Raw genomic sequence first — 12,932 nt, forward strand, 5'->3', positions numbered from 1 at the left:
TCCGCACATTCCTTCATTAAATTTTTTGCAGAGCTTGTCTGACATCTTCTTTTAAATCTTCGATATGTTCTATGCCGACAGAGAAGCGCACGAAGTTTGCCGGGATTCCTGCGAGCTGCATTTGTTCTTCGTTCATTGTTCCTTCCCACATCGCTGCTGTATGTACAACGAGAGACTCGACTCCGCCAAGGCTTACAGCGTTAGGAGGAAGCTTTAATGCGGAAACAAAGCGCTGTGTTTCCGCATAACCGCCCTTAATGGAAAAGGCAATAACGGCACCAAAGCCTTTCATTTGCCGCTTAGCAAGCTCGTGCTGCGGATGGCTTGGCAGCCCCGGATAATATACCCGTTCAACTTGAGGCTGATTCTCAAGAAATTCGGCTAACGCTAAAGCGTTCGCGTTAATCCGTTCGATCCGCATAGGAAGCGTGCGCAAGCCTCTCAGCAACAGCCAACCATCCATTGGCGAAAGCACTGAACCGATGGAAATATGCGTATTCCAAATACGTTCAGCTAATTCCTCGTTTGTGCAAATTACGCCAGCTGTCAAATCATGATGGCCGCCCATGTATTTTGTTGCACTATGGACAACAACATCAACCCCAAAGTCATGTGGACGCTGATTGATAGGGGAAGCAAACGTATTATCTGCGACAACGATAATTCCATGTTGGCGGGCAAGATCACACACTGCAGCTAAATCTGTCAATACCAATGTAGGATTGGCAGGCGTCTCAACCATAATAAGTTTTGTATTCGGACGAATTGCCTTTTCAAACGCAGAAGTGTCGGATTGGTCAACGAACGTCACGTCAACACCAAATTTCGGCAGCAGCTCATCCATAATTTTCGTTGTGCTCATATAATGATTTTTTTGGGCAATCACATGATCGCCTGCTGCTACAAGCGATAAAATAGTTGTCGCTATCGCTCCCATACCAGAGCCGGTTACTAAGGCTGTTTCAGTTCCTTCAAGATCTGCTACAATTTTTTGAACCCGTTCATGCACTGGGTTTCCGTAACGTGTGTAATATCGCGGATGACGAGGTGTTCCAGCAATTTCAGAAAATTCGCTTGCACTATGTGCCTGGAATGTTGCGGAATAGTAAATAGCAGGATTGACTCCTTTTTCGTCCGTTATAGAATCGTCGCCATGGATGACAATTGTTTCATCTCTGAGTGCTTGAGGATTCCGTTGTTCTTGTTCATTTCTTTTCATTATTTATTTCTCCCTTAAATCAAAGTAATTTTATAGATATTATATATCTATTATTAAAAAAAATAAAACTAGTTTGAGAATTCATTTTTGTTCATTATATGATAAAACAGTATGAAACTTTTCGTTTTGATAAGAAAGGGGGGCTTGAAAAATGAATTATACAAAACGTTTAAACGAGTATTACGCCGTGATTTTTACATCGGAAAGAACAGAAGGGGACAATGGTTATGAGGCAATGGCAAAGGAAATGGATCAATTGGTGTCCAAACAGCCAGGTTTTTTAGGTGCAGAGAGTGCAAGAAATGAGAATGGGTACGGAATTACAGTTTCATATTGGGAATCATTGGATGATATCAAACGCTGGAAAGAAAATGCTTTGCATAAAGCGGCGCAGGATAAAGGCAGGAAGGAATGGTATAAACATTATACAATCAGAATTTGCAAAGTAGAAGAGGAAAGGGTTTTCCATATTTGATAGATACTATAGCCCAGAAGAATGGCCGCTTCCCTAAAAAACCAAGGGAAAAGGCATGAGACTAGGTTCATAGTAACTTCGCAAAATGTTTTGACATAGCGCTGGATTGGTGAGAAAAAATTGCATATTATATAATGAAGTAAAGATTGTTCACTATTTGTGAACATTAGGATTGCGCAACTTTTCGATTTAGCTTAACACTGGAGAGAGAAAAATGTTAAAAAACATAAACAGCATAATGGAAAAGATGCTTCCTTTTTTAACCCCGTCAAGTGTTGTGATCGGGATTGTATTTTCAACTATATTTGACGATTTTTCTCAGCTTGTTCCGTGGATTTTTGCTTTTATTACGTTTGCGGGCAGTTTAAATCTTAGTTTTCATGCGTTTAAGCAGGCTCTTTTGCATCCGCTGCCGATTTTCGTCGTTCTTTTGCTGCTTCATCTTTTCATCCCGCTTTGGGCGTTTGCTGTCGGCCATCTTGCTTTTCAAGAAGACAGCTTCACAATCATTGGTTTAGTTTTGGCCGTGATCATTCCAACTGGTGTTACAAGCTTTATTTGGGTATCAATCCATAAAGGAAATTTGGCTTTAGCTCTTGCAGTTATATTAATAGATACGTTTATTTCTCCTTTTGTCGTTCCTGCCAGTTTATTAGTATTGGTGGGGAGAACGGTAGAAATCGACGTATGGAATATGATGTCTGGCTTATTTTTCATGATTATCCTGCCTTCCATTTTGGGAATGCTCGTAAATGAGTGGACGAAAAAAGAATTGAAACAGCGTATTGCAGCCGTTTTAAGTCCGTTTTCGAAAATAGCCTTATCGCTTGTAGTGATCATCAACAGTGCGATAGTGGCTCCTTATTTGGCGAACCCGAATAAAAAATTAATTTTGATTGGTTTTTTCGTTTTTTTGATTGCTACAAGCGGCTACTTTTTTTCATGGATGACCGGGCGTCTATTAAAATTTCAACAGGATGATATCATCACTTTAACGTTTACGGGTGGAATGAGGAATATTAGCGCTGGTGCAGTGCTTGCGATCACTTATTTTCCGCCGCAAGTGGCGGTACCGGTTGTCTTAGGCATGCTTTTTCAGCAGGTTTTAGCTTCTTTTTATGGACGCATGCTTGAAAAAGTTTATCACCATGCGCTTACTGAAAAAAAGTATGCGGCAAATGCAAAATGAACGCTTTTATGCAAAAAAGCATTTATAAAACGTTATGTGAGCATCCCCTTCAATTAAGGCATTTCTGCCTATATTGAAGGGGTTTTTTAAGGGCAATTTCAGGCATTGATGTGTTAATTATTTTATTCGCCAATTGGACGCAGAACTGGTAAGGAGCATCAATAATGACGTTACATGAATCAGCATTTTTTAATAGTATTTTAGTAATATTTACAACTTTAACTATAAATTAACAAAAATTAACTTTTTTTACAAGGAAAATAAAAGCAAATATAGAATTGCTTTGTAAGCGTGCGCTAATAGATCCTAAAAATAAATTACAGGAGGTATTTAAACAATGTTTCGGCTACTAGTCTCTGACAAAGTGAACAATGAAGGACTGAAACCGTTGATAGAATCAGAAGCGGTTGAAGTTGTCCAAAAAAGTGTATCGGAAGCAGAAGATGAACTAAATCTTTTTGATGCTCTTTTGGTGAGGAGCAGCACAAAAGTAACGAAAGAGCTTTTAGGAAAGATGACCTCTTTAAAAATTATCGGAAGAGTCGGAGTCGGTGTAGATAACATTGATATTGATGAGGCAACAAAGCAAGGAGTAATTGTCATTAATGCTCCCAATGGAAATACCATTTCGGTAGCCGAGCATACACTTGCGATGATTTCTTCTTTGATGAGGCACATTCCGCAAGCGAATATTTCAGTTAAAGCAAAAAAGTGGAATCGGTCAGCATTTGTTGGATCTGAACTTTACGGGAAGATCTTAGGCATTATCGGTTTTGGGCGCATTGGTATTGAAGTTGCCAAGCGGGCTAAAGCCTTTGGAATGAAAGTGCATGTATTTGATCCAATCCTAACTCCAGAGAGAGCAAATAATTTCGGTGTCGAAATGCTTTCTTTTGATGAAGTTCTTTCAAGTGCGGACATAATTACAGTTCATGCACCCCTGAACGAAAAAACGAGAGGATTGTTAAATAAAGATACATTGGCAAAAACAAGAAAAGGGGTAAGGATTATCAATTGTGCAAGAGGCGGAATTATTGAAGAAGAAGCTCTTTTAGAAGCTCTAGAAAATGGCCATGTCGCAGGTGCAGCGCTTGATGTTTTTGAAGTCGAACCGCCTATTCATTCAAAATTGGCTGATCATCCGTCAGTAATTGCGACGCCGCATATAGGAGCCTCGACAAAAGAAGCGCAGTTTAAGGTCGCTGCACAAATTGCCGAGGAAGTTTTGCGATTTATAAAAGGCATGCCTGTTAGGTTTTCTGTCAATTTTCCGCCCGTTGCACAGGAGGAGAATATTAACAAACAATTGATTTTACATTAAGAGTGCGGCTGAAAAACAAAAATTACAATTCCTTCTTGAATGGAATTTATATTTATTGGAGGATGATAGAGTTATGTATACAGAAATTCTCAGCGACAAGCTAAATTCGTTGAAGGAAAGAGGGCAATACCGTGAATTTATTACGATTAACCGCATATGCGGCCAGTATCCTTTGGCGAAGTTGAATGGCAAGGAAGATGAGCAGCCTGTTGTTGTTTGGTGCAGCAATGATTATCTGGGAATGTCCCAGCATCCTTTAGTAATTGAAGCGATGCAAGAAGCAATCCGGTTAAATGGAGCCGGTTCAGGCGGATCGCGGAACATAGGCGGCACACACTACCAATACACTTTGCTTGAATCATCATTGGCTGACTGGCACGGTAAAGAGGCAGCACTCGTTTTTCCGACCGGATACAGTTCAAATGATGCAACATTACAATGCTTATTGCGCCTGTTCCCTAATTGCATAGTGTTTTCCGACGAGCTTAATCATGCCTCCATTATCAATGGGATACGAAGTGCAAAAGCTGACCGCGCCATATTTAGGCATAATGATGTCGAACATTTGGAGGAATTACTAGCTTCCCAGCCGCATAATCGAGCCAAAATCATCGTATTCGAGTCAATATATTCGATGGACGGCGATATCGCACCGATTAAGGAAATTGTGAATCTTGCTAAAAAATATAACGCACTAACATTTCTCGATGAAGTTCATGCTATCGGTATGTACGGTCCTCGAGGAGCAGGAATAGCTGCAGAGCTTGGAGTTGCCAATCTCATTGACATTATACAAGGAACAATGGCGAAGGCGATAGGAGTGATAGGCGGGTATATTACTGCATCGGAATTGCTGATTGATGCTGTCCGCTCCTTTGCATCCGGCTTTATTTTTACTACCTCCCTGCCGCCGACAATTGTTGCTGCATGCTATACAAGCATCGGGTATTTGAAATCTTCTGATAAAGAGAGAAATGAACTGCATAGAAAGACTAATCAGCTAAGAAAGATGCTCGTTCAGGCAGGTATATCGGTAATGCCATCGAGTGTAACACACATTCTTCCTGTAATGATTAGGGATGCAAAAAAATGTAAGGCAGCTGCTCAAAGAATGCTTGAAAAACATAAAATCTATCTGCAGCCTATTAACCCGCCGACAGTTCCTGTTGGTACAGAACGGTTTCGAGTCAATGTTACACCGAACCACACTGAAGAGCAGATGTTGCAGCTAACCGATGCATTAAATGAAGTTTTTTGCCACTTTAATATTCCATTTGCACAATCGGCCGATGTGTTCGCATAATTGGTTAGAGATAACCTATTACAATTCTGAGATAAGAGTAGTCCATAGTTTTTTGCCACCCTTAACGTATACAACAGAATAGGAGAGGATATTTATTCATGGATCATAATTTAAAAATTGTTGCTAGAAAGGCAACCATCAATGATGTTGACATGCTGATTGATTTAAGGAAGCTGTTGCTCAATGAAGGGGCAGGCCACTATGTTTCGAAATCACCCGAAGAACAAATGGCATGGCAGAAAAGCTATCGGAAATGGCTTATTCACAATATACCTGCAAATGAAAAAATGGTAATTGCTGTAGCCCACTATGATGGCGAAACCGAAATATCGGCCTGTGCTATAGGAATCATTGATGAACGTGCGCCGATGAAAGGATGTTTAAACGGACTTGTTGGGTGGGTGCAATCGGTTGTTGTTCACCCTGAACGGCGCCGTAGAGGGTTTGCAGAATGTTTAATGAACTATATTTTGGACTGGTTTCAGGCCAATAATGTTGAAAAAGTTATCTTACAAACAACACCGATTGCAAAAAATTTATATAAAAAGCTCGGATTTATTGATTCAGGCGAAGAGCTTTTAATAAAAGAAATTTAAATGTTAAAGGGAGGCAACTGATGAACGTCTTAATTTGTGGTTTGGGATATGCAGGGACAAGATTTCTTAAAGCTTTTTCCAATATGAATAAAGATATTGTTGGAGCTAGAAAAATCAATTTTGCATATGTTAATAGAAATCCTAAACGCAGGGATATTCAATACTTTAAAGAGGTGGATGCTGCTATTGAACAATTTGAGCCTCACATTATTGTAATTAGTGTAAATGATGAGTTCCACATGGATATAATTAAAAAGTTGGAAGGATACAAAGGCTTTGTTATTTGCGAGAAGCCCTTGGCGAATACGAACGATGATTTAGAGCTGCTGGAAGCGAAACTTAAAAGTGTATCTGGATTCTGTCTTAACCTTATAGAACGTTACTCTGATGCAACCATCGTCTTGAAAAAGTTTGTTGAAGAGCATAATTTGCAGCTTATTCGGGCCAATTTTTACTGGGGAAAGAACAGAATGAATGATTATAGGCCAACTGTAGGTGTGATCAGCGAAATAATCCATCCGCTAGATCTTATCCAATGGATTTGTGCATCCAATACTGATCTGGAGTTAAAGTCTATTCAAGGCACTCGATCAGACTTCTCCGTATCAGGTTCTGACGTACTTGACAGTGCAGCCGTAACTGCATGTTTAGGAAAAGCGGCAATAACCGGGTATAGCAGCTTCGTAAATATTGTCCGAAAGAGAGAAGTCGATCTTGTATTCGCTTCTCCACAAAACCGTCTAATCTTTGCCAATATGGTGTTTGATACACCTGTATGGGATGTTGACCATCTTCGTATATGGGAAAGAACTCCTTTCGGAGAACAGGTCATAATGGACATGAAAACGAATATTGATGACTCGAAGCCTGAACTAAAAACAATACGCAAATTGGTAAGATTGGTTAATGATGTTGGCGGGTATGTAGTAAACGGAGCAGCTCCTTCACAACCGTTTGCTAGCCTTCAAACAGCTTTGAAGCTCCAAAAATTATTAAATACAATAGAACGTGATGCTCAGACAATTGGACCGATAAATTATGTTGTTGGTTCACAACGGGAAATTTACAACGATGAAAATGATTGGGAGCGTCTAGGCTAAATGAATGCAAAATTTCAATTGATAATAATTGTAAATTTATCGGTTTTTTGAACCAATTTTTTAACGGCAAAATGATGTTAAAGACAAAAAAAGAGGAGATAGATACAAGAGTTCTTTCCCCAATCATCAAATCGGCTGCTAAAATGCATTGAAATTTACTTTGGCAGAGAGGGAAATGATTATTTTCATTGTACTCCTGCTTCTTTTTTTATTGCGGTTATTTCAATTATTCTCCTTGTTTAATTAAGGATTTGATAGAGAATTTTAATTGCCAGTATCATTTCATGAGATTATTTCTATTAAACTTGGTGAAAAAACGGAATGACAGATTTTCTCATTAAGTTAAGAAATGCATGAACAGTTGGAGACAAATTTCCACTTTTCCACGCAAAGGCAGTTGAAGTAGTAATTGGGTTGTTGTAAATGTCGCGATAGACAACTTTATTTTTTAATACATGCTGGATAGAGGATGGTACAATCGCTACGCCCATTCCTGATGAAACAAGGGATAGGACTGTAGGCAATTCTTGTGTTTCTTGAACTACTTTAGGATGGAATCCCGCTTGATAGCGACTGTTTATCACAGTATCATAGTGGCTTTGATTTGCCTTCCTTCCCGTCAAAATAAATGAATCGCCCGCCAATTCTTCAAGATGAATCGGGGAAGTGCCGGAAGCTAGCCGATGATCCTCTGGCAGAGCAATCATCATTCGTTCTTGCCGAATAACCTCGAAATGAATTCCGTCATTTTTTATGTTGGCGGGTTGGCAAAGGATTCCTATATCAATTGCGCCCTCATGCAAAGCTTTTAATTGCTCTCTAGTTGTCAATTGTTGCAAATCTATATGAATATTAGGATATGCTTTACGATAGTGCTCTATAATTGTTGGAAGAATATCATAGGCTGATGAGGAAATGAATCCTATCGCTATTTCTCCGACCTCTCCACGGTTCACCCTTTTTACTGATTCGACAGCTTCCTCCAGATCTTTGAAAATTTGATTAACTTTTTCCAAAAACAATTGGCCTTCTTTCGTCAGTTCTACTTTTCTTTTCGTTCGATGGAAAAGAGGCACGCCTATTTCTTCTTCTAATTGTCGGATTTGAAGGCTTAAAGGCGGCTGTGCCATATTTAAACGGGCTGCAGCTTTCCCAAAATGCAAATCTTCAGCAACTGTTAAGAAATATTTCAAGTGGCGCAGTTCCAATTAATCTCCTCCTTTATTAATATTTATAAGATATTAGTAGTTTTATAAATATATATTAGACATATTACATTCCGTCTTGTAAAGTGAAAAATAGATAAATCTTCCGTAAAGATAATTCCGTAAAAATGGAGGCTAAGTTATCATGCAAAAAGTTTTTCTCTTGACGATCGGTATGTTCGCTCTTGGGTTTGATGCTTATGTGATAGCTGGTTTGCTTCCGGATATCGGTGCAACTTTTCATATAACTCCTTCACAAACAGGGCAAGCCGTGAGCGTCTTTACGCTTTGTTATGCACTGGCCGCTCCGGTATTTGCAACACTGCTTGCTGGAAAACCGATGCGCAATATTTTATTGTTGGCGCTCGCAGTATTCTCGATAGGCAACGGGATAAGTGCACTAGCTTCAAATTTTTCCATGTTGCTGATTGCACGGGCAATTGCAGGCATCGGCGCCGGACTTTACTCTCCGCTAGCATCAGCAGCTGCAGCATCACTAGTGCCCGAACAGAAACGCGGCAGAGCACTTGGCATGACTCTTGGCGGCATGAGCACTGGAACAGTGATAGGAGTCCCTCTTGGACTGGTGATTGCGGAACATCTGAAGTGGAATGGAACTCTTTGGGTGATCACTGCACTAGGCTTAATTGCCATGATGGGAATTGCCATCTGGTTTCCACATTTTGCAGCTTCAGCTCCACCTTCACTCCGCCAGCGCGTCGCAATGATGACAAATGGACGGGTTGCAGCAATTGTTGGCATCACTTTTATGACCAGTGTTGCCAGCTTGGGTCTTTACACATATATTGCTGTTATTTTGAATAACTTGGCGGACATTTCCAACAACACGCCATATCTTTGGGCATGGGGAATTGGCGGCGTAGTTGGCAGTTTTTCCATCGGTGCTTTGATTGACCGGACAGGCAAACCGGGTTTGCTCATGGCAGGAATTTTGGCCATAATGGCTTTGTCCATGTTCAGTGTGCCATTCGCCCTTTCATTTCCGATCCTGTCATTTCTGCCTTTTATTCTATGGGGGGCGATGGGCTGGGCATCGCAAGCCCCGCAGCAGCATGAATTGCTTCACATACAGCCTAATCAAGGTGCAGCGGCCGTTGCTTTGAACAGTTCCGCAAATTATTTGGGCAGTGCAATAGGTTCTCTTCTTGGAGGGATAGTGATGCTGGCTGGATTGGCTCCTTCCCAACTTCCGTTTGCCGCCGGCGGCCTTGCATTAGTGACATTACTGGGACAATGGGGGATTTTATCAAGCAAAAGAAAGCATGAAAGTGAGAGAAAACAATCTATGCAACAATGACTATCTCTAGATTGAATAAACATATCATACTCATTTGTCAAATATCAAAGGGGTTGTTTATAAAATTTTATACAGCGAGCCATACTAAATAATGGTGATGGCTGAATGTACGAAAAAGAAGAATTGATCCGCTTTGTCCAAGAAGCGAAAAAGTATGGGCATCAGGGGAAAGTTGCCAGTTACATACCGGCTCTTGGCAAAGCGAATCCAAATGATTTATCTATTGCTATATATATGCCTGATGGGAGAATCATTGACGCTGGGGATGTAACGGTAAAAGTGACGCTTCAAAGCATTTCAAAAATTATCGCTTTAGCTCTTGTCATTATGGATCACGGTGAAAAGGAGGTATTCAAAAAAGTTGGGATGGAGCCGACGGGCGATCCGTTTCATTCCATTGCTAAGCTTGAGGAAACACAGCCTACAAAGCCGCTGAATCCGATGATCAATGCCGGTGCACTTGCCGTAACGCATATGATTTCGGGAAGAACGGTGAAAGAACGGCTGCAGAGACTCATTCGTTTTGTCCGCAAGCTAACAGGAAATCCAACCATTTCTTATTCGCAAGAAGTCGCTCAATCCGAATTTGAAACCGCGTTTTTAAACCGCTCCTTATGTTATTTTCTTCGACAGCATAATATTATAAACGAAGATGTCGAAGATTTGATGGAGCTTTACACGAAGCAATGCGCCATTGAAATGACATGCATCGATTTGGCGCGCATCGGCCTCGTTTTTGCGATGGATGGGCGCGATCCGTTTACAGAAGAGGAAATCATGCCGCTTGATGTAGCGCGTATTTGCAAAACGTTTATGGTCACCTGCGGCATGTATAATGCTTCGGGAGAATTTGCGATTAAAATCGGGATTCCGGCAAAAAGCGGCGTCTCAGGAGGCATACTCGCATCTGTTCCAAAAAGATGCGGCATCGGCATATTCGGTCCAGCATTGGATGACAAAGGCAATAGTCTGACCGGCATCAAACTGCTTGAATTTTTATCTAAAACATATTCATTAAGTATTTTCTAATATTTGAGGAGGAGACATACGATGCGTGAATTCACTGTTAAATTTCACCTTGAAGATGATATGGAAGAAATGAAAGTGCAAAAGCTGAGCCCGGATGATTTTGAAAGGGTGACAGAAGGAGGGACAAGACATTTGTTTGATCTCGATACAAACATTGGTTTTTTCGTCTTTTTTGACGCTGAGGACAGCGATGGCAATATGTCTTATCTTTCCCTTCGCTACGAGGAGGACGAGGAAGATCCGAGCGAATGCTACCGGTTTGAACTAAAAGACTTTTATGAATTTATAGCTCTTTATCTAAATGACTTAGAATTCGGTGATGAAGTGATGGCGGAGCAGGAGGAAGAGGAAATATACAGCCCCATTCAGCATCTTGCTCATCTTCTTTTCCATGTTGCTGAAGAAGGGAAAACAGTTGAAGTTTGAATACGTTGAATGAAATCCAGGGCATGCATACGAATTCAAATGCCAATTTTTCAGAAAGGCTTATTTTCAATCAACAACATCTATGTGTTTCAGAATTGCATTTTTTGTAATAAATGAAAGTACCGCGGGCGATCCAGATTGATGTTCACCGTTTCGTTAGGGCTTGGCAGGAGAAACGATTTTTGAAAAGTGCTTTTGAACTATGGATTTGGCGAAAAGGTAAGAGGCGCATAATATCGAGCGGCGTCCGATCTTTTTTATATTTCAATGTTTTTTTACCTTTTGTTCATCGTTTCGTCATATTTTTTGCCTAGTATGTGAATAAGACAAACGATGAAGAAGAGGAGGGCTTTTGCTATGGGATATTATGATGAAATAGATCAAAACAATCGTGTGGAAAGAAAAAAGAACAGTTTGTTGAAGCCGGTTCTTTCTTCTTTAATCAGCGGTGTTTTGGGCGGAGCTGTTGTATACGGTGCGTTGACCTACTTGCCATTCCAAGATCATAACAAAGCTTCAAATGAAACAGAGCATGCAGCGGTCAGTCAAAATACAAACGATCAGGAAGCATCTGTTAATGTTGCGAAGATTTCCAATCAAGGCGATATTGCAGAAATTGCTGAAAAACTTTCACCAGCGATTGTCGGCATTTCTAATTTGCAGCAGCAAAGGACAGATTGGTTTGGATCGCGCCAAGATTCTTCCAGCGAAGAAGTGGAAAGCGGAAGCGGAACAGGAATTATCTTTAAAAAGTCCGGCAATGATGTTTTTATTGTTACAAATAACCATGTTATTGAAGGGGCTTCTTCATTGGAGGTAACGCTTTCCAATGGCGATAAGGAAAAAGCAGAGGTAGTCGGTGCTGACTCATTGACAGACTTGGCCGTCATAAAAATTAATAACAATAGTGTTAACACAGTAGCTGAGTTTGGTGATTCCGATAATATACGAGTCGGCGATCAGGTCATTGCAATCGGGAATCCGCTTGGCAGCGATCTTTCTAGAACTGTAACAGAAGGGATTATCAGCGGAGTCAATCGCACAGTGACGATTACAACTTCTGAAGGAGACTGGGCGCTTGATGTCATTCAAACTGATGCAGCGATCAATCCAGGAAACAGCGGAGGCCCTTTAATTAACATGGATGGGAAAGTCATCGGCGTCAGCAGTATGAAAATCAGCCAGGAAGGTGTGGAAGGGCTCGGATTTGCTATTCCAAGCAATGATGTTGTGAAGGCGATCAATCAATTAATGGAAAAAGGAAAAATTGACCGTCCGTTTCTTGGAGTTGCATTATTAAATGTAAGCGAGCTTCCTGATTATTTCCTTAGAGACACACTCAATTTGCCATCTGACGTTAAAGAAGGTGCGGTAGTTGGAAGAGTTCAGGCAAATTCTCCCGCCGATCAGGCCGGATTGCAGGAAAAGGATGTGATCGTCGCATTGGATGGGCAAAGCATTCACAACACGAGTGAGTTAAGAAAATATTTGTACAGTGAAAAGAAATCAGGGGACTCAGTCAAAGTCAAATTATATCGGGACGGAAAAGAAAAGACCGTCACAGTTACCCTTTCAAGTCAAGACTTATCGCAAACCTGATCGGGAATAGTATTAAAAAGAAAGGGCCAGCAAAAAGTCAGTTCAATTAACTTTTTGCAAAGCCCTTTTTTCAATGGGAATCTTTTCCATCAATGGGAAAATGATCTACCTCTGATAAATGAATGATATTCGCCAATTAACAACAGCATCAT

11 protein-coding genes and 1 pseudogene are annotated in these 12,932 nt (G+C 40.7%); 10 read left to right on the forward strand and 2 right to left on the reverse strand.

Annotated features, from left to right (window positions below):
* Positions 1-16 precede the first annotated feature (16 nt).
* Entirely contained in the window at positions 17-1,222 is a 1,206-nt protein-coding gene (locus NSQ94_RS03790) for an aminotransferase class I/II-fold pyridoxal phosphate-dependent enzyme (protein WP_063386280.1), read from the reverse strand.
* Between the two features lie 148 nt (positions 1,223-1,370).
* Between NSQ94_RS03790 and NSQ94_RS03795 the strand changes: the two genes are divergently transcribed.
* The 6 genes and pseudogenes from NSQ94_RS03795 (at position 1,371) to NSQ94_RS03820 (ending at position 7,203) form a co-directional block, all read left to right on the forward strand.
* Entirely contained in the window at positions 1,371-1,694 is a 324-nt protein-coding gene (locus NSQ94_RS03795) for an antibiotic biosynthesis monooxygenase (RefSeq protein WP_339230178.1), read from the forward strand.
* A gap of 214 nt (positions 1,695-1,908) precedes the next feature.
* Positions 1,909-2,883, forward strand: a complete 975-nt coding sequence (locus tag NSQ94_RS03800; RefSeq protein WP_327856213.1) for a bile acid:sodium symporter family protein — start codon at positions 1,909-1,911, stop codon at positions 2,881-2,883.
* 337 nt (positions 2,884-3,220) lie between these two features.
* Positions 3,221-4,174, forward strand: a pseudogene (gene serA, locus NSQ94_RS03805) (phosphoglycerate dehydrogenase); the annotation flags it as partial.
* 103 nt (positions 4,175-4,277) lie between these two features.
* On the forward strand, positions 4,278-5,507 hold the full coding sequence (gene hemA, locus NSQ94_RS03810; protein WP_339230180.1) for a 5-aminolevulinate synthase: 1,230 nt from the start codon (positions 4,278-4,280) through the stop codon (positions 5,505-5,507).
* A 98-nt stretch (positions 5,508-5,605) separates the two neighbouring features.
* Positions 5,606-6,103: a GNAT family N-acetyltransferase gene (locus NSQ94_RS03815; protein ID WP_094244543.1), complete on the forward strand. Its 498-nt coding sequence runs from the start codon at positions 5,606-5,608 to the stop codon at positions 6,101-6,103.
* Between the two features lie 20 nt (positions 6,104-6,123).
* Positions 6,124-7,203 carry a Gfo/Idh/MocA family oxidoreductase gene (locus NSQ94_RS03820; protein WP_094244544.1) on the forward strand — a complete coding sequence of 360 codons (1,080 nt, stop codon included), beginning with the start codon at positions 6,124-6,126 and terminating at the stop codon, positions 7,201-7,203.
* Positions 7,204-7,502: 299 nt separating this feature from the next.
* Here the strand turns inward: NSQ94_RS03820 and NSQ94_RS03825 are convergent, their stop codons facing one another.
* Positions 7,503-8,411, reverse strand: a complete 909-nt coding sequence (locus NSQ94_RS03825) for a LysR family transcriptional regulator (RefSeq protein ID WP_339230182.1) — start codon at positions 8,409-8,411, stop codon at positions 7,503-7,505.
* A 142-nt stretch (positions 8,412-8,553) separates the two neighbouring features.
* Between NSQ94_RS03825 and NSQ94_RS03830 the strand changes: the two genes are divergently transcribed.
* The 4 genes from NSQ94_RS03830 to NSQ94_RS03845 all read left to right on the forward strand — a co-directional run bounded on the left by NSQ94_RS03830 (position 8,554) and on the right by NSQ94_RS03845 (position 12,780).
* A complete protein-coding gene (locus tag NSQ94_RS03830) occupies positions 8,554-9,726 on the forward strand; it encodes an MFS transporter (RefSeq protein WP_339230184.1) in 1,173 nt (390 codons plus the stop codon).
* A 105-nt stretch (positions 9,727-9,831) separates the two neighbouring features.
* Positions 9,832-10,755, forward strand: a complete 924-nt coding sequence (gene glsA / locus NSQ94_RS03835; protein WP_066247321.1) for a glutaminase A — start codon at positions 9,832-9,834, stop codon at positions 10,753-10,755.
* Positions 10,756-10,776: 21 nt separating this feature from the next.
* Complete coding sequence (locus NSQ94_RS03840; protein ID WP_339193287.1) at positions 10,777-11,181, forward strand: cytosolic protein; 405 nt, start codon at positions 10,777-10,779, stop codon at positions 11,179-11,181.
* A gap of 357 nt (positions 11,182-11,538) precedes the next feature.
* Positions 11,539-12,780, forward strand: coding sequence for a trypsin-like peptidase domain-containing protein (locus NSQ94_RS03845; RefSeq protein ID WP_339230186.1), 1,242 nt, complete (start codon positions 11,539-11,541; stop codon positions 12,778-12,780).
* The last annotated feature ends 152 nt before the right edge of the window (positions 12,781-12,932 follow it).

The organism is Aeribacillus sp. FSL K6-2833, from assembly GCF_037965815.1.
Taxonomy (GTDB): domain Bacteria; phylum Bacillota; class Bacilli; order Bacillales; family Aeribacillaceae; genus Aeribacillus; species Aeribacillus composti.